This is a genomic window from Paraburkholderia youngii (genome assembly GCF_013366925.1).
Taxonomy (GTDB): Bacteria; Pseudomonadota; Gammaproteobacteria; order Burkholderiales; family Burkholderiaceae; genus Paraburkholderia; species Paraburkholderia youngii.
On sequence record NZ_JAALDK010000001.1, the window covers coordinates 6,334,928 to 6,357,324 of the forward strand.

A 22,397-nucleotide genomic window follows, 5' to 3' on the forward strand; every position below is an offset into this window, starting at 1 on the left:
ACCGGTCACCCAACTCCCTTCTGCGCGACCATATTCCGGCCACCGGCCTTTGCCCGATACAACGCCTCATCGGCAGCCCGAACGACGGCTCCGACATCCGTCGCCCGATCCGGCCGAGACGTGGTCGCGCCGATGCTGACCGTGACCCGACCGAACCCGCAGCCCTCGTGCGCGATGCCCAGCTCGCCGATCGCCGCGCGGATTTTCTCGCCGACCACCCCGGCGCCGGTCACGTCGGTATCCGGCAGCACCACGACGAACTCCTCGCCGCCGTATCTGCCGACGCAATCGCCCGGCCGCTGGATCACCCCGCGGATGCAGCGCGCGACCGCGGTCAGCGCGACGTCGCCGGCCTGGTGACCATACGTATCGTTGTAGGCTTTGAAATGATCGATATCGACGAATAGCAGCGACAACACGCTGCCGGTGCGGCGCGCGCGCAGCCATTCGCGGTCGAGCGTTTCGCACAGTGCGCGGCGATTGGGCAAGCCGGTGAGGCCGTCCGTGCCGGCAAGCCGTTCGAGTTCGTGCTCCACCTGCTGTCGTCGCCGCAACTCGGCGCCGAGCCACGCCGCCAGCACGATCACGCCGATCCCCAGGATTAGCATCAGCGAACCGATCGTCAGCGCGCGCTTCCACCAGCCCGCGTAGATATCGGCAGTCGAATCGGCGACCAGCACGATCAACGGCAATTGTGGAATCCGTCTGAACGAGTAGAGGCGCTCGACGCCATCGAGCGGCGAAGTCGCGATAAAGCTGCGCTCGTCTTTCGCGAGCAGCCGCTCGAAGAACTCCGTCTTGCTGATATCGGTGCCGGTTACGTTTCGATCGTCGGGCCGTCGCACGATGATCGTGCCGTCCGTTCTGACGATCGACACCGAGCCGTGCTGCCCTATCCTCAGATCCGCGAACAGGCTGGCGAAATACTCCTGGTCGATACCGAGTGCGACGATTCCCGCAAACGTTCCGTCCGGCCGCGACAGTCGCCGGCTCAGCGCGATGCTGCGCGAACCGGGTCTGAGTCTCGAGTTATACGGCGCGCTGACATAGAGCCCGAAATTCGGAACTTCGCGTTGAATCCTGAAGTACTGGCGGTCAGAGAGGTTTCCCCTGCGCGGCACGTCGTTTTCCGAATCGATCACGACGTTGCCCACTGCGTCGAGCACGACCATCGCGCCGACGTATTGCCCGGTCGCCGCGCGATCGAACAGGATCTCGCGCCACAACCGCGGCGAATCGAGCACACCCGGACGGCCGAGGCCCTCGGCGACGGCCTGCAGCGACAGCGAGTACAACTCGAAATTGCGCGCGATGTCGCGCTGGGTGATCGTCGCGACATCGCGCGTTGAATCCAGTGCACGCGCGATCGCATCTTCGCGGCTCTGATACAGCGTGTAGCCGCACAGCGCGAGCATTGCCAGCACGACGCCGCATCCGGCGTAGATAACGCCATCGCGCGGCACCCGCCATCCGCGCGCCCGTGCGATCAGCAGGCGAAACCGGCCCTTTCTTCTGTGGATCATGTGCTCTGCGTTTCCAACGGCGGGAGTCAGTTTGTCGAAGTGCTCACTACGCTTCCGGTTTGTTGGGACAGAACACTCAGCAGATAGCGAATCCTCCCGCTATCTTCGTCGGACAGGTCGTTCAGGTGCCAGCATTCGAGATCCCGCAGGTTGTCGCGTAGTCGCTTGAACGAGCGCTGCGTCGCATCGACGATCGGCCAAACGTGCAGCAGATACGCGAGCGGAATCACGCACCTGCGCTCGCACCAGCCGTCGAATAACGCGAGACACAGCTCGTTCAATTCGTCCGCAATTTTCTGCCTGCTCACATGGGGACCCACATGCACTCCCTTTTATCCATTCGACTGGTCGTTTCCAGTAGAAACGTCCGACCTATTGATACTGATGCAAAGCATTCAGCGCGCGCTCGATGCATTTAACTTCGTGCGCGTAAGTCGTTAAGCCCTGTATCGCTGATTTTTCGAGGTCTCGGCCTGTTTATCGAGCCGAATACTTGCGCGCTGCATAGGGACATATCATAGCTATCGATCGGTACAATTTGCCTGATAATTCAGAAATTAATTTTTTGGGTAACGTTTGCGCGTAATTAGCTCTAAATTCAAACGCATGTTTGTTATCGAATCACCGCGTCGTCGGATTATGTTTTGGTTTCAGTTGGGTAATTTCCTTCAATACATGCCCTCGCCGTCTCGTTACCGTTGAGCGTCGCAATTCATTCGCACACTCACGTTTCGAGGCATCCGATGACCGCATTACTTTCGATGGCCGCGTTCGCGCTCGCCAGTTCCCTTTCTCCCGGCCCGGTCAACGTCGTCGCGCTGAGCGCCGGCGCGCAGCACGGGCTCGCCGCGAGTCTGCGGCACGTCACTGGCGCGACGGTCGGTTTCACGTTGCTGCTTCTGTTGATCGGCCTTGGCTTGCACGAATTGCTCGCGCGCTTTCCCAATCTGATCGAGATCGTCAAATGGGCGGGCGTTGGCTTTCTGCTCTATATGGCCTACAAGCTCACCCTCGATAACGGCCAGCTCGGCGCGGGCAAGCCGGCGCGCGGGCCGTCGTTCGCGCACGGCGCCGCGATGCAATGGCTCAATCCGAAGGCGTGGCTCGCATCGCTGGCCGGCATGGGCGCATATGCGGCAGGCGGCGACGGCGGACTCGTCTGGCAATTCGCGGCGCTGTACTTCGTGCTCTGCTATCTGTCGATCGCGAGCTGGGCCTATGCCGGCACGTTTTTGCGCAGGCATCTGCGTGAGGCGAAGCGAGTCCGGGTGTTCAATCGCATGATGGCGGCGCTGCTCGCTCTCAGTGCGATGTATCTGCTCGTGGAGTGACCTGAGTCGCGCCTGCTTGCCGATGCGGCTTCACCACGCCGCGTCATGCTCAGCTGCGATATTGCCCCGGCGTTGCCGCGACCAGCCGCTTGAAGGTGCGCTGCAAGTGCGCCTGATCGGCGAAGCCTGCATCGAGCGCGACATCGGCGATCAGCGCGCCGCGCCGCAATTGCGCGCGACTGTACTGGATGCGTCGGTTGATCAGATACGCGTGCGGCGTCATGCCGTAGCGCAGCTTGAACGCGCGTATCAGATGTGAAGCGGACAGCCCGGCGGCTGCGCATACGTCGTCGAATTTCAGCGCGCGCGTGCAGTTTTCGGCGATGTACTCCGCGGCACGCGCGAGCTGGCCGCTCGCGGCACGCTCGGGCAGGCTCGCCGGATTGAGCGTTTGCTGCACGTTCGAGAAGAAAGTGATGGCCGCGCTTTCCTTGCGCAGCGTGTCGATCTCGCCATCGTTGCTGGCGAGAATCGCGCAAAGCCGGTTCAGGCCATCGAACAACGCGGCGTCGAGCGTCATGATCTGCGAGAACGCGCGGAACGCATGGTTCTCGTTGAAGCCCAGCTCGTGCTGAAGTTTCGTGAACCAGGCAACGTCGACGTGCAGCATCCGGTACGACCAGCGCTCGCCGACAACCGGGTTGCACGCGTGTACATCGTCGGGGTTCATCATCACGACGGCGCCCGCGCCGATCCATTCTCGCGCGTGGCGGTTCAGATACACGCTACGGCCGCCCGTCACCGCGCCGATTGAAAACGTTTCGTGCGAATGCTTGGCGTAGCAGACCTTGCGGCCATCGTCGATCGAGCGCGCTTCGATGAACGGTAGCGCCTCGCTACGCCAGAAGCGCGGCGCGTCCGCGCCTTTTGCGCGTGCGGTGTTTGCAGCGCTCGCCTCTTCGATCGTCTCGCTCATGCGCGCTCTCCGGTTGATCCGCCGACTTCGCCGTTGTCTGCGACTTCGCGAAGCCTCCGTATCGTAGCCGTCAAACGCCCGACCAACAAGCGAACGCGCGACGCCGCCCGCAAACGGCGCCGCCGGCCGAACGCGACGCGATTACTTGGCGCTGACGTCGATATTGCCGAGATATTTCGCGGCGAGCGTCTTTACCGTGCCATCGGCTTGCACTTTCGCAATCGCAGCGTTCAACTGATCTCGCAACGCGGTATCGCCCTTGCGAATGCCGTATGCGATGCCGCTGCCGAGAATCTTGTCGTCACGCACCGGTTGACCGACGAACGCATAGCCCTTGCCTTCGGGCTTCGACAGAAAGCCCGTTTGTCCGGCCGGCGCCAGCACCAGCGTGCCGTCGAGACGGCCCGCGGTCAGATCGGTATAGACCTGGTTCTGGTCCTGATACGGCAGCACGGTCACGCCGGCCGGTTCCCAATGCACCTTCGCGAAGGTCTCCTGAATCGAGCCTTGCAATACGCCGATGCGCTTGCCCTTCAGCGACTCAGGCGTCGGCTGCAGACCGCTGTCGCTGCGCGCGATCAGCTGCGACGGCACGCGATAGACGACGGTCGTGAAATCGATCGCCTGACGGCGCTGTTCGGTCGCGTTCATCGCCGAATTGATCGCGTCGAACTTGCGGCCCTGCAGTGCCGGAATCAGGCCGTCGAACGACGTTTCGACCCACTTGCACGTCATATGCGCGGCCGCGCAGACCGCGTTGCCCACGTCGATATCGAGCCCTTGCAGTTCGCCGTTCGGTCCTTTCGATTCGAACGGCGGATACTGCGCTTCGAGGCCGAAACGCAGCGTCGCGGTATCGGCTGCGCTGGCGGCCGACCATGTGGCGAGCGACGCGCCGGCACAGGCCAGCGCCAACAAGCACTTAAGAATCTTCATAACGTCTCCCTTCTTTCTTCGAATACCTTGATCACTTCGATACGTGGAGTGTGCTCTCGCGCGCTCAGATTTCACACAAACGCCGCGCGCCTTCGAGCAGCGTCGCGTCGTCCTTCGAGAAACTCAGGCGAATCAGCCCCGAATCCGTGCCGTCGGTGTAGAACGCCGACAACGGAATCGTCGCGACGCGCGCATCGCGGATCAGGCGCAGCACGAAATCGCTGTCGCTTTCATCGGAGAAGCCGCGGAACCGGGCGAGCATAAAGAAACTGCCTTCGCTCGGCAACAATTCGAAGCGCGATTCGCGCAGCGCATGCGCGAGCAGATCGCGCTTCTTCTGATAGAAGTCGGACAGGCCGAGATAGCTGTCGCGATTGGCGAGCGCGTCCACGAACGCGTGTTGCATCGGCGTATCGGCGGAGAACACCATGAACTGGTGGACCTTGCGGATTTCGTCCATCAGCGCGGCGGGTGCGAGGCAATAGCCGACGCGCCAGCCGGTCACGTGATACGACTTGCCGAACGACGACACGATCACGCTGCGCTCCGCGAGTTCACGATGGCGCGCCATGCTCTGATGCTTCGCGCCGTCGAATACGACGTGCTCATAGACCTCGTCGGACAGAATCACGATGCCGGTGTTGCGCGTGAGCGCCTTCAGCCGCTCGATATCGGCGTCACTAAAGATCGTCGCGGTCGGATTGTGCGGCGTGTTGACGATGATCATGCGCGTCTTCGGCGTGATCGCCGCGGCGACTTCGTCCCAGTTCACGCGGAAGTGATCGAGCGACAGCTTGACCGCAACCGGCTTCGCGCCCTGCAGGCGCACGATCGGGCCATAGCTGTCGAACGACGGCTCGAAGTTGATTACTTCGTCGCCCGGATGCACGAGCGCGCTGATCGTCGAGTAGAGCCCTTCGCTCGCGCTCGCGAGCACCGTCACTTCGCTGGCCGGGTCGTAGCGCACGCCGTACAGCGTTTCCACCTTGTCCGCGAGCGCTTCGCGCAGCGCGACGATGCCGGCCATCGGCGCGTACTGGTTGTGACCGGCGCGCATCGCCTGTGCGACGCCGTCGACGAGCGCCGGGTCCGGCGCGAAATTCGGTGCGCCCTGCGACAGGTTCAACGCATCATGTCGCGCGGCCAGCTGGCCGATCACGGTAAAAATGGTGGTGCCGACGTCCGGCAGTTTCGAGCGGGCTTGCATGGCGCTCTGCATAAGACTTTCTCCCTTTCTTCAGCCGCTGGCGGCCGTACGAAACGGCGCGGCGGGGCGTTCCTTCCAGTGGAGTGATTAGGCATCAGCCAAAGAACGCTCACAATCGAAACTTTGTCATGCGCGGCATGCGTTTTCGTCATGGCTCGCGGTAGGCCGCTGGGCGCCGGGGTAAGCCAGCCGGATCATGGTTTGTGGGGAGGCGGTGGCGAATGCGGGAACCCGCGTAGGTATGAAGGAATGTGATGCTGAGCGGTTTGCCTACGAAAACGGCCGCAGACGCGGCCGTTTTCGAGTTATCGGACTTTCAAGGAAAGCCGGAGCTTCGCGTGAATCACGCTTCGTCCATCAAACGGACCTTGACCTTGCGCCCCTTCAGCTTGCCCGCGCTGAGCCGGCGCACCGCCTCGCGCGCGATGCTGCGCTCCACCGCGACATAAGTCGACATGTCGGTCACGTTGATCTTGCCGATCTGCGAGCCCGCGAAACCGGCGTCGCCGGTCAGCGCACCGAGCACGTCGCCGGGACGGATCTTGTCCTTGCGGCCGCCGAGAATCTGCAGCGTTTCCATCGGCGGCAGCAGCGGGTCGTTGCTGGCCGCCTTCAGCTCGGCCAGCTTATGCCATTCGACGTCGCGCTTGTGCGCCTGCTCGATCCCGCCGACACGTCCCATCTCGTCCATGCTCGCGAGACTCAGCGCCCAGCCTTCCTGGTCGGCCCGGCCCGTGCGGCCGATGCGGTGCGTGTGCACTTCCGGGTCCGGGGTCACGTCGACGTTGATCACCGCTTCGAGTTGCGCGATATCGAGGCCGCGCGCGGCGACGTCGGTCGCGACCAGCACCGAGCAGCTGCGGTTCGCGAACTGGATCAGCACCTGATCGCGCTCGCGTTGATCGAGTTCGCCATGCAGCGCGAGCGCATGAAAGCCTTGCGCGCGCAACACGTCGAGCAGATCGCGGCACTGCTGCTTCGTGTTGCAGAACGCGATGGTGCTGACCGGACGGTAGTGATTCAAGAGCAGGCCGACCGCGTGCAGACGCTCGTCTTCGGTCACTTCGTAGAAACGCTGACGGATCTTGCTGTCGTCGTGCCGCTCGGCGAGTTTCACTTCCTTCGGGTTGCGCAAGAATTGCTGGCTCAGCTTCGCGATGCCCTCCGGGTACGTCGCCGAAAACAGCAGCGTTTGCCGCTCTTTCGGGCATTGCCGCGCGACCTTCGCGATGTCGTCGAAGAAACCCATGTCGAGCATGCGGTCGGCTTCGTCGAGCACGAGCGTGTTCAGCGCTTGCAGCACGAGCGTGCCGCGTTCGAGGTGATCCATGATACGGCCCGGCGTGCCGACCACGACGTGCGCGCCGTGTTCGAGGCTCGCCGTCTGCGGACGCATCGCCGTGCCGCCGCACAAGGTCAGCACCTTGATGTTTTCTTCCGCGCGCGCGAGACGGCGGATTTCCTGCGTGACCTGATCGGCGAGTTCGCGCGTCGGGCATAGCACCATTGCCTGCGTGTCGAACTTGCGTGCGTCGAGACGCGCGAGCAGCGCCAGCGAAAACGCCGCGGTCTTGCCGCTACCGGTTTTCGCCTGAGCGATCAGATCATCGCCAGCGAGCGCGATCGGCAGGCTCGCGGCCTGGATCGGCGTCATCTCGAGGTAGCCGAGCTGCGTCAGGTTCGCGAGCGTCGCGGGCGGGAGCGGCAGTTCGCTGAATGCGGCGCCGGCGGGGGTGGGACTATTCATAGGGTCGTCTGTAGAAATCGCGATTACTCGGCCATCGGGCCATGATCGGGGCGGCCCGGCAGCTGCTCGTACAGCACCTCGCCGTCGTCGCCGTCGAAACGCTCGACGTAGTTGCGCGCGCCGCACAGCGGACAGCGGAACAGGAGCCCCTGGCCTTCGTTCTTGATGACGACGTCGGATTGCTCCCACTGCGCGCCGCAGGACTGGTTTCTACAGGTGAACACGTTGATTCTCCAACTGGATTCGATGATCGATCGGCAAAGTCGCTCGCGCGGCCTTGCCGTGTATGGGGTTGTTGCGCCGGCGCCGCGTCGTGCCTTCGAAGCGCACGACGACGGCCGGCATAGCGTCAGCCGAGATGCGTATGCCGCGGACGCGGCACGGCCACATCCATGTCGGTCAGGCCGTGCACGATCCCGCAGTCTTCGACCGGATGCTCGCCGTGGCATTGGTCGCGCAGCGTCGTCAGTTGCGCCTTCAATTGATGCAGTTCTTCGATACGCGTGTCGACATGCGCAATGTGCTCCTCGACCAGCGTATGCATGCCGCCGCAGCCGTTCGCCGGCGCGTCGGTCAGACGCAGCAATGCGCGGATTTCGTCGTGGGTCATGTCGAGCGCGCGGCAATTGCGGATGAAACGCAGGCGCTCGACGTGCTTCGCCGTGTAACTGCGGTAGTTGGCTTCGGTGCGCTCCGCCTCGGGCAGCAGGCGCTCTTTTTCGTAAAAACGGATGGTTTCCGTCGTGCAATGAGCGATTTTCGCCAGTTCGCCGATTTTCATGGACCTTTCCTCCACGCGGCCTTGACCTTGTAGTGGCTTCAAGGTGTTTACTAGACCACAAATCGCACGAGGAAGCCACCAATGCCTGAACTCAACCGTTTTTCCACCGATCGTCCAGAAGTGGGCGAAGCCTGTCGCCACGGGGCTTGCGGGGAGGTTGATGCGCGGCACGACCATGCTCACGGCAGGGATACGGACGGGGAATGCGGGCATTCGCATGGGCATGAGCACGTTCATGGTGCCGACGCGGGTAGTGGTCATCGGCATGAAGGACACGATCATGACGATGGCCATGACCATGACCACGGTCACTCTCACGGCGCCTGCTGCGCCTCCACCGCGTTCACGCCGACGCCGCTGCGCCTGCCGGCGTCCGAGGCCGTCGGCGACGACCTGCGCACCGCGATCCGCATCCTGCAGATGGACTGCCCGACCGAAGAAGCGCTGATCCGCAAGAAACTCGCTCGCATGCCGGATGTGCGCAGCATGGACTTCAACCTGATGCAGCGCGTGCTGACCGTCGTCCACGCGTCGGATGCGCTCGAACCGGTCCTCGCCGCGCTGCGCTCGCTCGACTTCACGCCCGAACTGGCGAGCGATGCCGGCGCTGGCAATGCCAGCGCGGCGTCTATTGCGGCTTCTGGCGCCGTACAGAAGACGTGGTGGCCGTTGATCCTCTCCGGCGTGATAGCGGCGACCTCAGAAGCCGCTAGTTGGCTTGGTGCACCTGTGTGGGTAGTGGCGGGGCTCGCAGTCGTCGCGATCGCCTCCTGCGGGCTCACGACGTATCGCAAGGGCTGGGTCGCACTGCGCAACGGCAACATGAACATCAATGCGCTGATGAGCATCGCCGTGACCGGCGCGGCACTGCTCGGCCAATGGCCCGAAGCTGCGATGGTCATGGTGCTCTTCACGATCGCCGAGTTGATCGAGGCGCGCTCGCTCGACCGCGCGCGCGACGCGATCGAAGGGCTCATGCGGCTCACGCCCGCCGAGGCGAGCGTGCAGCAGCCCGACGGCGCGTGGCAGCTCGTGCGCGTCGACTCGATCGCGCCCGGCGCGCTGGTGCGCGTGAAGCCGGGCGAGCGGATCGCGCTCGATGGCGATATCGTCGCAGGCCGTTCGAGCGTCGATCAGGCGCCGATCACCGGTGAGAGCCTGCCGGTCGACAAAGCCGTCGGCGACGATGTGTTCGCCGGCACGATCAACCAGGCGGGCTCGTTCGACTACCGTGTGACGGCTGCGTCTGGCAACACGACGCTCGCGCGCATCATCCATGCGGTCGAGGAGGCGCAGGGCACGAAAGCGCCGACGCAGCGCTTCGTCGATGAATTTGCGCGCGTCTATACGCCGATCGTGTTCGCGATTGCGCTCGCTGTCGCTCTGGTCCCGCCGCTGCTGTTCGGCGGAGCGTGGCACGGGTGGGTCTATAAAGCGCTGGTGCTGCTCGTGATCGCATGTCCGTGCGCGCTCGTGATTTCGACGCCTGTGACGATCGTCAGCGGGCTCGCGGCTGCCGCGCGCAAGGGGATTCTGATCAAGGGCGGCGTCTACCTCGAACAGGGGCGCAAGCTGAGCCGCCTGGCGCTCGATAAGACCGGGACGATTACGCATGGCAAGCCGGTGCAGACGGAGTTTCAGGTGGTTGGTGATGAGGCCGACGCCTTCCGTTACCGCACCCTCGCGGCGAGTCTCGCGGGTCGCTCCGATCATCCTGTTTCGATGGCGATTGCTGCTGCCGCAAATGATGATCGCGTTGAACACCTGCACGTCGATGCGTTCGAAGCGATCGCCGGACGCGGCGTGCGCGGCGAGATCGATGGCATCGCGTACTGGCTCGGCAATCATCACTTGATCGAAGAACTGGGCCGCTGCTCGCCGCAACTCGAAGCACGCCTCGATCCGCTCGAAGAGCAAGGCAAAACCGTCGTGATGCTCGCCGACGCGCAGCGCGTGCTCGCGCTGTTCGCGGTCGCCGACACGGTGAAGGAGACGAGCCGCGCCGCCGTCGCCGAATTGCGACGGCTCGGTGTCAGCACCGCGATGCTGACCGGTGACAACCGCCACACAGCCGAGGCGATCGCCCATCTGGTCGGCGTCGATGAAGCGCGCGGCGATCAGTTGCCCGAGGACAAGCTCGATACGGTCGCGCAATGGTCGGCCGATGGCGCGACCGTCGGCATGGTCGGCGACGGCATCAACGATGCGCCCGCGCTCGCGCGTGCCGACATCGGCTTCGCGATGGGGGCGATGGGTACCGACACTGCGATCGAAACCGCCGATGTCGCGTTGATGGATGACGACCTGCGCAAGATTCCGGCGTTTATCCGCTTGTCGAAGGCAACGTATGCAGTGCTCGTGCAGAACATCACGCTTGCGCTCGGCATCAAGAGCGTGTTTCTCGTGCTGACGTTGATGGGCTTCGGCACGATGTGGATGGCGGTGTTCGCCGATGTCGGTGCGAGCTTGCTGGTGGTGGGAAATGGGTTGAGATTGTTGCGAAAGTGAGTGGGTCCGAGGTCTACGCTCGTTGCGTCCTACGTGGAACCGTCGCTCACGGCTGGGTGCGTCGGCGCGTTTGCCAGCAGATCATCGCTGTCGTCTTTCAAACCCACTCCCGTGAGTCTCAGCGTCCTCGCCTGCGTGAGCAGATAGTGCAGTTTATGCGCGGCCTGCGGATAGTCGAGCCCTTCGGGGCGCACGTTCGAAATGCAGTTGCGCTGCGCATCGCTGCAACCCACTTTCGGCGCGTACGTGATGTAGATGCCGAGGCTATCGGGCGAACTCAAACCTGGTCGCTCGCCGATCAGCATCACGACGATTTTCGCGTCGAGCAATTCTCCGATCTCGTCGCCAAGCGCGACGCGTGCCTGACGCGCGACCACTACGGGACCGATGGTCCAATCCGCCAGCTTTGGATGTATCGCTTGCAGCAACGGTACAGCCTGCTTCGATGCGGCAAACGCCGATAGGCCATCACCGATCACGAACAGCACATCGTTTGATTGGGTTGGCAGACGCGCAAGCGTGGTGCGACTCTCATCCGACAGACGCCGCCCAAGATCAGGTCGCCTCAAATAATGCTCGCGATCCGGCGCGGCGCTATGCACGTCGAGCGTGTTGAAACCTTGTTCTTGCAATTGTGCGTGAAGCGCGTCCGCATCGAGCGGATGATGCACAGCGTCGCGTGCCTGCGCATGTGCGAGATTGAACGCGAGCAGCGGCGCGGTCGGCAGGCTGTTGCCCGCGCGGCCCAACGCGATGCGTGCCTGTGTAAACCGACGCAGCGCGTTCCACGGGTCCTTGTCGAGTGCGTCGTTCTCGCTCATGCGATCCCCATCCAGTCGCGCGCGCCTTCGAGCAGCGGTTGCCGCGCCGATGCGCCGATCAACGCACCGCGTTCGTCGATGATCTGCATCGACTCCAGCCATTCCTCGAATTCAGGCGCGCGCCGCAAACCGAGCACGTCGCGCACGTACAGCGCATCGTGAAACGACGTGCTCTGATAGTTGAGCATCACGTCGTCCGCACCCGGCACGCCCATGATGAAATTGATGCCCGCGACGCCGAGCAGTGTCAGCAGATTGTCCATGTCGTCCTGATCCGCTTCCGCGTGATTCGTGTAGCAGATGTCGCAACCCATCGGCACGCCGAGCAGTTTGCCGCAGAAGTGATCCTCGAGACCCGCGCGCGTGATCTGCTTGCCGTCGTACAGATACTCGGGGCCGATGAAACCGACCACCGTGTTCACCAGAAACGGTTTGAACTTGCGCGCGACCGCGTATGCGCGCGCCTCGCAGGTCTGCTGATCGACGCCGAAATGCGCATCCGCCGACAACGCGCTGCCCTGCCCCGTTTCGAAGTACATCAGATTGCTGCCGACGGTGCCGCGTTTGAGCGACAGCCCCGCCTCGTACGCTTCCTGCAACAGCGCGAGCGAAATGCCGAAGCTCGCGTTCGCTTTCTCCGTGCCCGCGATCGACTGGAACACGAGATCGACCGGCGCGCCTTTTTCGATCGCGGCGATCGTGCTGGTTACGTGGGTGAGCACGCACGATTGTGTCGGCACCTGGTAGCGCTGGCGGAATTCGTCGATCATTAGCAGCAGTTTGGTGATCGCGGCGAGATTGTCGCTGGCGGGATTGATGCCGATCATTGCGTCGCCGCAGCCGTACATCAGGCCGTCGAGCATCGAGGCGGCGATGCCTTTGACGTCGTCGGTTGGGTGGTTCGGTTGCAGGCGTACGGACATGTGGCCGGGTAAGCCGACCGTGTTGCGAAAGCGGGTGATGACCGGGCGTTTACGGGCGGCGGTGATCAGGTCCTGGTTGCGCATCAGCTTCGATACCGCGGCGACCATCTCCGGTGTGAGGCCCTGGGTGATGCGGGTTAGTGCGTCGGTGTCGGTGGCGGTGCTGAGCAGCCAGTTGCGGAAGTCGCCTACCGTCAGATGAGAGATTTCGGCGAACGCTTGGGGAGAGTGATCGTCGATGATCAGGCGGGTGACTTCGTCGGTTTCGTAGGGGATCAGCGGTTCGTTCAGGAACGTGCGCAACGGCACTTGTGCCAGCGCCATTTTGGCGGCGACACGCTCTTCTTCGCTTGCTGCCGCGATGCCGGCGAGCTGGTCCCCCGAGCGTTGCGGGCTCGCTTTTGCGAGCACAGTTTTCAGATCGGCGAAGCGGTATGTGCGACTGCCGATCGATTCGGTGTAGCTCATGGTTGCGGCTCCATTGCTTCGCGCGGACGCGGATAGGAATGGGAACGGCGGTTAGATGCTGCGGGCTGCTTGCCGCTGGTGGTGCGCACTACACGATAGCGCCAAATTGGAGCAGCGTCACGTTGCCGGGGTTGGGCTGCCTACCGGGGCTGCGCCGGGGCACTCCCGTTTGTGCGCGCGCATCGCGCGGTCAACAGGTGCTTAATCCGCTTGTCGCGGATTACGTTAAATCCGCAGGTTTTGGTAAACGGCTGGCATGCGGCAGCGTGGTACCTTGTTCGCATCCTCTCGCGCCAATTTTCTGCGGTCCAGTCAGTCATGCACGAATCAGGTCATCGGGCTCGATACGAAACGCGACTCGCACGCGTACTCGACCATATCTACGATCACCTCGACGAACCGCTCGATATCGGACGGCTGGCGGAGATAGCCTGTTTGTCGCCATTTCACTGGCACCGGATCTATCAGGCGATGTATGGCGAGACGGTCGCGACCACCGTGCGGCGCTTACGGTTGCATCACGCAGCGGGGTTTCTTGCGAATAGTTCGATGCCGATTGCTCAGATCGCCGAGCGTGCGGGGTATAGCAGTTTGCAATCGTTTTCGCGGACGTTTCGCGCGGTGTTTGGTGTGCCGCCGGCGGAGTATCGAAGGAAAGGCACTCATAGCCGGTTTCGGCCGGCGCTCTCAGGAGACGATCAGATGACGACGATTCGTGAGGTCGTGATTCGTTATGTGGAGCCGATGGAGATTCTGTCGGTCGATCATGTCGGGCCTTATATGCAGATCGGCAAGGCTTTTGATGCGTTGTTTGGGTGGCTTGGGAAACATAATCTGCTTGCGGGGCAGATGCGGATGATCGGAGTTTACTTCGATGATCCGGGGGTGGTCGAGGAAGCTGCCTTGCGGTCGAAGGCGGGGGTGTTGTTGCCGGGGCCGGTGATGGCTGAGGCGGCACGGGCTGTTGGGATGGGTGGGGCGGTTTCTGTCACGCGTATACGCGGTGGGGAGTATGCGGTGTTGCGGCATGTTGGGCCGTATAGCGATATGCGGGCGGCTTATGAGTGGATATATGGGACCTGGCTCGTGCAGTCTGGACGAGAGGCAGCAGATGCGCCGGTGTTTGAGGAGTATTTGAATAGTCCCAAGGAGACGGCGCCGGCGGAGTTGGTTACGGAGATTTGTTTGCCGTTGGCGTGAGGGGCGCGTGGCTGGGATGTTGCTGCCGTTGTGTGCGCATACGGTGCGCGGATTCCGGCTTGCTTCTCTGTTTTTATAGAGTTTGTATATGTATACGTAGTAATAGTTAACAAGTGATGCGTTCGGCTGTGGATAACTTGGAAGTTCGTTTACGGATCAACGCGCTGCGGAATCGATAACCCTTGGGAGCGCGCGCGGACAGGTTAACGGAGCCAGGGAAAATTTTTTATCGACCCGTAAACGCTGAGGCTTTATCAAGGTTTCGCCCACAACGTGTTCGGCGGCTTTTACAAGAGAAGTACAGGCGCCTGGGTGAAGACAGCGATAACAAATACGCATACCGGACGTTCTGATATTCCTTTGAACGAGTGAACTTGACGTAGTCGGGATTGAACTTCCAGAAGATGGTGCCGCCGTGAGCCGCAGTCGAGTCATAAACATGATCGTAGCGATAGAGTTCGGTCTTTTCGATGGTGAGCGCCTCATTTTTTGTCCGTCATGTCCTTGCCGCCGGCTCACGATCAAGCCACATGACGGTACATAGGTCTGCAGCGCCCTCGACGACAGTGCTTTGACCGCTATCGAAACTCGCAGCCCGCGTATGCATCACGCCGTCCTTGAGCAGGTCGTATTTGTACCCCTTCGCCGGATTTCCGTGCTCATCTTCCGGTCCGAACCACTGTTCGATCACCTGCTCATCATGAGCACCGCCTTCCGTCGACCCAGACGAGGCGGTGTAGAAGCCGAACGGGTTGACGAGTAGCGCCTCTCCCTTAGGCATGCGATAGCGGCAAAAAAGAAAGGGCCTGCAAGTCTTCCAACTTGCAGGCCCGGACAACCACCGATCGCCGGTTAAATCATCGGCCCGGCCAATCATCCACTTCAAACATCAATATTCCCCGCCCTAAGCGCATTAGACTCAATGAAAGCCCGACGCGGCTCCACATCATCCCCCATAAGCGTAGTAAAGATGCCATCAGCAGCAATAGCATCCTCAATCTGCACCCGAAGAAGACGCCGCACTTGCGGATCCATGGTCGTCTCCCAAAGCTGCTCAGGATTCATCTCCCCGAGGCCTTTATAGCGCTGCTTGGACATATTCCGCTCAGCATCAGCCAGCAACCACTTCATTGCACTCTTGAAGTCGGTGACAGCCATACTCCGCTCCCCGCGCTTGATCACAGCGCCAGCCCCAATCAACCCCTTAAACGTATTAGCGGTATTAACAAGCTGCTGATAATCGGCAGTCAGCTGAAACTCTTCATCGATCACGGAAATCTTCTGATTCCCATGATGCGTGCGCGCGACGCGCAGCGAGCGCAGCTCTCGCACCGGGTCATACATCGTGGTCACGGTCACATCAGGCTTCAGCGCGTCATCCCGCAGCTTCGCTTCGAGCGCGCGAGCCGAAGCCTCAGCCGCCTGCTCGCTGGAGAGATCGACAGCGACGCCATCCATCACCGCCTCGAGCGCGCCAGCGTCGTACAGTCGGCTCAACCGATCAACCACCGCCTGTGCCAACAGATACGACCGCGCCAACTCACCGAGCGCATCCCCAGTAATCGGAGTCGCCCCTTCAGAAGCCACCAACTCCGACCCCTGCAACGCGAGCCGAAGAATATGCGCATTAACTTCCGACTCATCCTTCAGATACCGCTCATCCTTCCCCGCCTTGATCTTGTACAGCGGCGGCTGCGCGATATAGATATACCCGCGCTCGATCATCTCCGGCATCTGCCGATAAAAGAACGTCAACAACAGCGTCCGGATGTGCGCACCGTCAACGTCAGCATCGGTCATGATGATGATGCGGTGATAGCGCAGCTTGTCGAGGTTGTAGTCTTCCTTGCCGATGCCGCATCCAAGCGCGGTAATCAGCGTAACGATCTGCTCGGAAGACAGCAGCTTGTCGTAACGCGCCTTCTCGACGTTCAGCACCTTACCGCGCAGCGGCAAAATGGCCTGGAACTTCCGATCACGCCCCTGCTTCGCCGACCCACCCGCCGAGTCACCCTCGACGATATAAATCTCCGACTTCGCCGGATCCTTCTCCTGACAATCCGCGAGCTTCCCAGGCAAACCAACCCCATCGAGCACACCCTTACGCCGCGTCATCTCACGCGCCTTGCGCGCCGCATCGCGCGCACGCGCCGCATCGACAATCTTGCCGCAGATGATCTTCGCGTCGCCCGGCGTCTCAAGCAGGAATTCCTCCAGCGCCTTCGCGACTACTTCTTCCACCGGCGCGCGGACTTCCGACGACACCAGCTTGTCCTTCGTCTGCGAGCTGAACTTCGGCTCCGGCACCTTCACCGACAGCACGCACGACAGCCCTTCACGCATGTCGTCGCCCGACGTTTCGACCTTCGCCTTCTTCGCGACTTCGTGATCGGCGATGTACTTGTTAAGCACGCGCGTCATCGCCGCACGCAAACCGGTAAGGTGCGTGCCGCCGTCGCGCTGGGGAATATTGTTCGTGAAGCACAGCACGTTTTCGTTGTAGCTGTCGTTCCACTGCATCGCCACTTCGACGCCCACACCATCCTTTTCACCCATGATGTGAAAGATGTTCGGGTGCAGCACGGACTTGTTCTTGTTGATGTACTCGACAAAGCCCTTCACGCCGCCGACGAACGCGAAATCTTCCTCTTTGCCCGAGCGCTGATCGAGCAAGCGAATCCGCACGCCGTTATTGAGGAACGAAAGCTCACGAATCCGCTTCGCGAGAATGTCGTAGTGATATTCGACATTGCCGAAAATCGTGTCATCGGCCATGAAATGCACTTCGGTGCCGCGGTTTTCGGTGTCGCCGATCACCTGCATCGGCGACGTGGTCACGCCGTCGATTTCTTCGAGCACGCGGTTCTGCGGCACGCCACGGTGGAATTCCATGAAGTGCTTCTTGCCATCGCGGCGCACCGTGAGGCGCAGCCACGCCGACAACGCGTTCACGCACGACACGCCGACACCGTGGAGGCCGCCCGACACCTTGTAGCTGTTCTGGTCGAACTTGCCGCCGGCGTGCAGCTCGGTCATCACGATTTCAGCGGCGCTGCGCTTCGGATCGTGCTTGTCGTCCATCTTCAGGCCGGTCGGCACGCCGCGGCCGTTGTCGGTGATCGAGATCGAGTTGTCCGCGTGGATGATCACCTGAATGTCGTTGCAATGCCCGGCGAGCGCTTCGTCGATCGAGTTGTCGAGCACTTCGAACACGAGGTGGTGCAGACCGGTGCCATCCGATGTATCCCCGATGTACATTCCAGGCCGCTTGCGCACGGCTTCCAGACCTTCGAGGATCTGGATGGACGAGGCGCCGTAGCTGTTATCGGGCTGCGTATTGTTCATGTCAGTCATGGATTTTTTCCGGTTCTGCGTTACTGCGAGATTGCTGCTCTGGACTTTTCAAAACGCCATAAAAACGCCAAAGGGGCGCTGCGCCCCTTGGTGTTCTTCTTGATGTTGGACGCGTCAGATGCGCATCGGCATCACCACGTACTTGAATTCGTCGTTCTCGGGAATCGTGATCAACGCGCTGGAGCTGGCATCACCCAGGCTCACCTGCAACATGTCGACCTTCAGGTTCGCTAGCACGTCGAGCAGATACGTGACGTTGAACCCGATGTCGACGCTGTCGCCGTCGTATGCGATTTCCAGTTCTTCCTGCGCCTCTTCCTGATCGGCGTTGGTCGACATGATCTTCAACTGGCCCGGCTCGACGATGCAGCGCACGCCCTTGAACTTATCCGACGTCAGAATCGCCGCGCGTTGCAGCGAGCGCTGCAGTTCTTCACGGCCGATCTGGAATTTGTTCTTGTGGGACTTCGGAATCACCCGCTGGAAGTCGGGGAACTTGCCTTCCACGAGCTTCGACACGAGTTCGACCTGGCCGAACGTGAACTTGACCTGTGTCTGCGCGATGTCGATGTTCAGCGTGTCGTCGATGTCTTCGAGCAGGCGCTGCAGTTCGAGAATCGTCTTGCGCGGAATGATCACTTCCTGGCGCGCGAACGAGCCCTCGATCTTCATCGACGAGAACGCGAGACGATGGCCGTCGGTCGCGACCGCCATCAGCTGATCGCCGTCCACCACCAGCAGCATGCCATTCAGGTAGTAGCGGATGTCCTGCTGGGCCATCGAGAAATGGACCATGCCGAGCAACTGGCGGAACGTCTTTTGCGGAACCACGAGGCTCGCGCCGTAGTCTTTAGCCTGAGCGACGGTCGGGAATTCGTCCGCGGCGAGCGTTTGCAGCGCAAAGCGGCTCTTGCCGGATTGCACTGTCAGGCGCTTGTCGTTCAACGTCAGCGTCACCTGGCCGTCGGGCATGGCGCGCAGAATGTCGAGGAGCTTGCGCGCCGCCACCGTGGTCGCGACCGAATCGCCACCCACGCCGAAATCGGCGCGCGTGGTGATCTGCAACTCGAGGTCGGTCGACAGGAACGATACGTCAGGACCGTTCTTGGTGATCAGCAAATTGGCGAGGATCGGCAACGTATGGCGGCGTTCGACGATGCCGCTCACGGTTTGCAGCGGCCTGAGGAGGTTGTCGCGTTCGGTCTTGACCAGTTGCATAGGGTTCCTTCGTTGATATAACGGCCTGCACGCCTTACGGGACAAGCATTTCAGCGCGCAGCCACGGCTCCCCGCCGGCGCCCTGAAAAGCGCCCGACACGGCGTGAAATCCGCCCGTCGCCGCCGGGCGGTTAAACCTGTATTGTGCCTGAAAACGGGACCGCCTCACTAAAATGGGGGCGAGTTCGGGAATAAACAGGTCGATTTTGCGGGGCGTAGTCCGGGTTGCCGACGGTTTTTCACGCCGCTGCCCGGCGCTACCGGTTCGCAGGCGCGATTCTCCGCCACTTCGGGCCGGTTTCACCGCAAATTCATCGCGGGTTCGCCGCGTTTTTGCGTCGCTTCTGCCCGCTTGCCGTCGCGTTCCTTGCCATTCCCCGTCAGGACCCGGCTGCGCCGCCGGGTTGTTGGTCCCCTGCCCGTTTCTCTATGTCACAGCGATTGGTGCCGCCGTCCGTTTCGCAATCGCGTGCGGCCAGCCCATTTAGCCCTTCAGTGTCTGTTCCAGCACGTGCAGTTCGTGGTTCAACTGCGCGTCCTTGCTGCGCTCGTCGGCGATCTTGCGCACAGCGTGCAGCACCGTTGTATGGTCGCGCCCGCCGAACAGCTCGCCGATTTCCGGCAGGCTCTTCTGCGTCAGTTCCTTCGCCAGGTACATCGCGATCTGCCGCGGCCGCGCGATGTTCGCCGGACGCTTCTTCGAATACATGTCCGCGACCTTGATGCTGTAAAAGTCGGCGACCGTCTTCTGGATGTTTTCCACCGAGATCTGCCGGTTCTGCACCGTCAGCAGATCTTTCAGCGCTTCCTTGGTCAGTTCGATCGTGATTTCGCGGCCATGGAACTTCGAATACGCGAGGATCTTGCGCAGCGCGCCCTCGAGCTCGCGCACGTTCGAGCGCAGATGCTTCGCGACGAAGAACGCCACGTCCTCGTTCAGGCTCACGAACTCCGATTGCGCCTTGCGCATCAGAATCGCGACGCGCATTTCGAGTTCGGGCGGCTCGATCGCCACCGTCAGGCCCGAGTCGAAGCGTGAGATCAGGCGGTCGTCGATACCCGAGATTTCCTTCGGATACGTATCGCTCGTGATGATCACCTGCGCCTTGTTTGCGACCAGCGCCTCGAATGCGTAGAAGAATTCCTCTTGTGTGCGCGACTTGCCCGAAAAGAACTGAATATCGTCGATCAGCAGCAGGTCGAGCGAGTGGTAGTAGCGCTTGAAGTCGTCGAACGCCTTGCGCTGGTACGCCTTCACGACATCGGACACGTACTGTTCCGCGTGGATGTAGCGAATCCGCGCGCCGGGCTTGTCCATCAGCAACTGGTTGCCGATCGCGTGGATCAGGTGGGTCTTGCCGAGGCCCACGCCACCGTACAGGAACAGCGGGTTATACGAGATGCCGGGATTGTCGGCGACCTGAATCGCCGCAGCGCGGGCGAGCTGGTTCGCCTTACCGGTCACGAAGTTGTCGAAGGTCAGGACGGGGTTAAGCTTCGAGCGCTCGTACATTGAGTCGCTTTCGCTGGTTGCCGCCGCGCCCGCGCCTTGGCCCGGCCGCCACGTGCGGCGCCCAGCGGCGGCTTCGTTCGCGTCGAGGCTGGGCAGATCGAGGTCGGCGGCGTCTTCGGCGGCGCTGCGCGGATTCGCGTTTTGCGCGGCGAGCGCCGCTGCCGCGGCTGCGGGATTCGCGCGCGCGGCATGCGCGGCCTGCACGGCGCCGACGGCGGCATCCACGGCTGCGACGCCGCCGGCATTACCGCCTTGCGGCGCGGTCGAAGCCGGGCGCGCTGACGACGGAGTCGGCGCAGCGGCCGCCGGGGCGCGCATACCGGCCTTCGGATCCAGTACGAATTGCACGTCCACCGGCGCGTGCCAGAAATCGCGGGCCATATCCGCGATGCGGCCGGAGAACTGGCTCTTGACCCAGTCGAGCTTGAAGCGGTTCGGCGCGGCAATGCTCAACGTGTTCGCATCGGCGTCGAAGGCGACCGGGGCCAAGGGTTTGATCCACGTCACGTACTGCTGGGGCGTAAGCTCACGCTCCAGCAATGCGGAACAGTGTTGCCAGAATTCGTTCATCAAGTTGCTATCGTTATGGTGTGCACGGCGGTCGCCGCTGCCCCTGTCGCGCGCCCGCAACAAGGCCCTGAGCAGCCAGGCGTGACGGCCCCAGGCGCTTGTGCCACAAGGGTCTGCGGGACAAGCGTGCCGGAGCGACGTGCAACATTTTTGGGAAGTAAGGCGAGATTCTAACGCCAAAACGGACCCGAAAGTGAGTTATCCACAGGGACCGATCACCGCGCCCGGCAAACCCCGGCTGCGTCAGAAGCAGGCTAAACTATTGACGGCCAACGGAAAACCAGTTTAAATAGCGGGTTCCGCGAAAACCAATTCCAGTAAACCACCGGCCATTGCGCTTTCAGCGATGATCGCGCGGTTTTTTTCGATCAAGTGAGAGCAACATGAAACGTACTTACCAACCTTCCGTTACCCGTCGCAAGCGCACCCACGGCTTCCGCGTTCGCATGAAGACCGCTGGCGGCCGCAAGGTCATCAACGCACGTCGCGCGAAGGGCCGCAAGCGCCTCGCGATCTAAGGCAAGCGGATTGCGCGCTGTGACCGAAGCCCGCGGCGAAGCGGGAGCGGCCGGGGCGCAGCAACCGGGCTCGGTTCCGTTGCGAGCGCAAGCCGCCTTCCCCAAAGCCGCAAGGCTGCTAAAAACGGATGAATTTTCATCCGTTTTTCGTTTGCGGCCGTGGCGCCGTACCGCGCACTTCGTCGTGTACGGCCGGCCCACCGGCAACGAGGCGCGTCTTGGCCTCGTGATCGGCAAGAAGTATGCGCCGCGCGCGGCCACGCGGAATCTGGTGCGTCGGATCGCGCGTGAAGCCTTCCGGCTGCGTCGCGCGGAATTCGGCGGTTGGGATGTGCTGCTGCGTCTACACACGCGTTTCGACAAAAAAGCTTTGCCGAGCGCGTCATCGCTGCCGTTGAAGGCGCTGTGCCGCAGCGAAATCGAGGCGTTGCTCGACAAGGCAGCGCGCGAAATTACCCGTCGTCAGGCGCCGCCCGCGGAGGCGCCCAGGACGGAATGACGCAGTGACCGCCCGCACAGCGGTCGCCGCAACGGGCGTTGCGCCGGCAGCTACAGGGCGCGGGCGTCGCCCGGTACTTCACGTTGCGCGGCGCCGTACGGCCGCATCTGCCATGCAAACGGTACTTCTCGCTTTATTGCGTTTTTACAAGCTTGCCGTGAGCCCCATGCTCGGCAACCGGTGCCGTTTTTACCCTTCCTGCTCTGATTACGCGCGCGAGGCAATCCAGTATCATGGCGCCGCGCGCGGGACTTATCTCGCCGTGAGGCGTGTTTGCCGCTGTCACCCGTTTTCCGCGGGCGGCATCGATCTCGTCCCGCCACCCACTTTTGAAAAGCGCTGACGCGCCGTTCCATCGACACTG

20 protein-coding genes are annotated in these 22,397 nt (G+C 62.0%); 6 read left to right on the forward strand and 14 right to left on the reverse strand.

Features of this window, described 5'->3' with window-relative positions; all coding sequences use genetic code 11:
• Positions 1 to 5: 5 nt before the first annotated feature.
• Both G5S42_RS28865 and G5S42_RS28870 read right to left on the reverse strand, forming a co-directional pair.
• Complete coding sequence (locus tag G5S42_RS28865; protein ID WP_176109849.1) at positions 6 to 1,523, reverse strand: sensor domain-containing diguanylate cyclase; 1,518 nt, start codon at positions 1,521 to 1,523, stop codon at positions 6 to 8.
• A 26-nt stretch (positions 1,524 to 1,549) separates the two neighbouring features.
• On the reverse strand, positions 1,550 to 1,831 hold the full coding sequence (locus G5S42_RS28870) for a hypothetical protein (RefSeq protein ID WP_176109850.1): 282 nt from the start codon (positions 1,829 to 1,831) through the stop codon (positions 1,550 to 1,552).
• A gap of 435 nt (positions 1,832 to 2,266) precedes the next feature.
• Here G5S42_RS28870 and G5S42_RS28875 point away from each other — a divergent pair, with 435 nt between their 5' ends.
• Positions 2,267 to 2,854, forward strand: coding sequence for a LysE family translocator (locus G5S42_RS28875; RefSeq protein ID WP_176109851.1), 588 nt, complete (start codon positions 2,267 to 2,269; stop codon positions 2,852 to 2,854).
• Positions 2,855 to 2,903: 49 nt separating this feature from the next.
• Here G5S42_RS28875 and G5S42_RS28880 read toward each other — a convergent pair whose 3' ends face one another.
• From G5S42_RS28880 to cadR, 6 genes are all read right to left on the reverse strand, one after another.
• The gene (locus tag G5S42_RS28880; protein ID WP_176109852.1) at positions 2,904 to 3,770 is read right to left on the reverse strand and encodes an AraC family transcriptional regulator; all 867 of its coding nucleotides are present in this window, start codon (positions 3,768 to 3,770) and stop codon (positions 2,904 to 2,906) included.
• Between the two features lie 141 nt (positions 3,771 to 3,911).
• Entirely contained in the window at positions 3,912 to 4,706 is a 795-nt protein-coding gene (locus G5S42_RS28885; RefSeq protein WP_176109853.1) for an ABC transporter substrate-binding protein, read from the reverse strand.
• 64 nt (positions 4,707 to 4,770) lie between these two features.
• The gene (locus tag G5S42_RS28890; protein WP_176109854.1) at positions 4,771 to 5,925 is read right to left on the reverse strand and encodes a pyridoxal phosphate-dependent aminotransferase; all 1,155 of its coding nucleotides are present in this window, start codon (positions 5,923 to 5,925) and stop codon (positions 4,771 to 4,773) included.
• A gap of 331 nt (positions 5,926 to 6,256) precedes the next feature.
• Complete coding sequence (gene dbpA, locus G5S42_RS28895; RefSeq protein ID WP_176109855.1) at positions 6,257 to 7,660, reverse strand: ATP-dependent RNA helicase DbpA; 1,404 nt, start codon at positions 7,658 to 7,660, stop codon at positions 6,257 to 6,259.
• A 23-nt stretch (positions 7,661 to 7,683) separates the two neighbouring features.
• Entirely contained in the window at positions 7,684 to 7,884 is a 201-nt protein-coding gene (locus G5S42_RS28900; RefSeq protein WP_176109856.1) for a hypothetical protein, read from the reverse strand.
• 125 nt (positions 7,885 to 8,009) lie between these two features.
• Entirely contained in the window at positions 8,010 to 8,441 is a 432-nt protein-coding gene (gene cadR / locus G5S42_RS28905; RefSeq protein ID WP_176109857.1) for a Cd(II)/Pb(II)-responsive transcriptional regulator, read from the reverse strand.
• 81 nt (positions 8,442 to 8,522) lie between these two features.
• Here cadR and G5S42_RS28910 point away from each other — a divergent pair, with 81 nt between their 5' ends.
• Positions 8,523 to 10,949: a heavy metal translocating P-type ATPase gene (locus G5S42_RS28910; RefSeq protein WP_176109858.1), complete on the forward strand. Its 2,427-nt coding sequence runs from the start codon at positions 8,523 to 8,525 to the stop codon at positions 10,947 to 10,949.
• 29 nt (positions 10,950 to 10,978) lie between these two features.
• Here G5S42_RS28910 and eutC read toward each other — a convergent pair whose 3' ends face one another.
• The gene (gene eutC, locus G5S42_RS28915; RefSeq protein ID WP_176109859.1) at positions 10,979 to 11,770 is read right to left on the reverse strand and encodes an ethanolamine ammonia-lyase subunit EutC; all 792 of its coding nucleotides are present in this window, start codon (positions 11,768 to 11,770) and stop codon (positions 10,979 to 10,981) included.
• Entirely contained in the window at positions 11,767 to 13,161 is a 1,395-nt protein-coding gene (locus G5S42_RS28920) for an ethanolamine ammonia-lyase subunit EutB (protein ID WP_176109860.1), read from the reverse strand. Before G5S42_RS28920 ends, eutC begins: the two co-directional genes overlap by 4 nt.
• Positions 13,162 to 13,479: 318 nt before the next feature.
• Between G5S42_RS28920 and G5S42_RS28925 the strand changes: the two genes are divergently transcribed.
• Positions 13,480 to 14,361: an AraC family transcriptional regulator gene (locus tag G5S42_RS28925; protein ID WP_176110664.1), complete on the forward strand. Its 882-nt coding sequence runs from the start codon at positions 13,480 to 13,482 to the stop codon at positions 14,359 to 14,361.
• Between the two features lie 496 nt (positions 14,362 to 14,857).
• Here G5S42_RS28925 and G5S42_RS28930 read toward each other — a convergent pair whose 3' ends face one another.
• The 4 genes from G5S42_RS28930 to dnaA all read right to left on the reverse strand — a co-directional run bounded on the left by G5S42_RS28930 (position 14,858) and on the right by dnaA (position 21,016).
• Positions 14,858 to 15,247, reverse strand: a complete 390-nt coding sequence (locus G5S42_RS28930; protein WP_176109861.1) for a hypothetical protein — start codon at positions 15,245 to 15,247, stop codon at positions 14,858 to 14,860.
• Positions 15,244 to 17,715: a DNA topoisomerase (ATP-hydrolyzing) subunit B gene (gene gyrB / locus G5S42_RS28935; protein WP_176109862.1), complete on the reverse strand. Its 2,472-nt coding sequence runs from the start codon at positions 17,713 to 17,715 to the stop codon at positions 15,244 to 15,246. The genes G5S42_RS28930 and gyrB overlap by 4 nt, the downstream gene beginning before the upstream one ends.
• A 114-nt stretch (positions 17,716 to 17,829) precedes the next feature.
• Positions 17,830 to 18,933 carry a DNA polymerase III subunit beta gene (dnaN, locus tag G5S42_RS28940; protein ID WP_013088024.1) on the reverse strand — a complete coding sequence of 368 codons (1,104 nt, stop codon included), beginning with the start codon at positions 18,931 to 18,933 and terminating at the stop codon, positions 17,830 to 17,832.
• Between the two features lie 484 nt (positions 18,934 to 19,417).
• Positions 19,418 to 21,016, reverse strand: a complete 1,599-nt coding sequence (gene dnaA / locus G5S42_RS28945) for a chromosomal replication initiator protein DnaA (protein WP_217709967.1) — start codon at positions 21,014 to 21,016, stop codon at positions 19,418 to 19,420.
• Between the two features lie 383 nt (positions 21,017 to 21,399).
• Here dnaA and rpmH point away from each other — a divergent pair, with 383 nt between their 5' ends.
• The 3 genes from rpmH to yidD all read left to right on the forward strand — a co-directional run bounded on the left by rpmH (position 21,400) and on the right by yidD (position 22,376).
• Complete coding sequence (gene rpmH, locus G5S42_RS28950) at positions 21,400 to 21,534, forward strand: 50S ribosomal protein L34 (protein WP_004198824.1); 135 nt, start codon at positions 21,400 to 21,402, stop codon at positions 21,532 to 21,534.
• A 19-nt stretch (positions 21,535 to 21,553) separates the two neighbouring features.
• Positions 21,554 to 22,033 carry a ribonuclease P protein component gene (locus G5S42_RS28955; RefSeq protein ID WP_376776903.1) on the forward strand — a complete coding sequence of 160 codons (480 nt, stop codon included), beginning with the start codon at positions 21,554 to 21,556 and terminating at the stop codon, positions 22,031 to 22,033.
• A 112-nt stretch (positions 22,034 to 22,145) separates the two neighbouring features.
• On the forward strand, positions 22,146 to 22,376 hold the full coding sequence (yidD, locus tag G5S42_RS28960; RefSeq protein ID WP_176109865.1) for a membrane protein insertion efficiency factor YidD: 231 nt from the start codon (positions 22,146 to 22,148) through the stop codon (positions 22,374 to 22,376).
• Positions 22,377 to 22,397 lie beyond the last annotated feature (21 nt).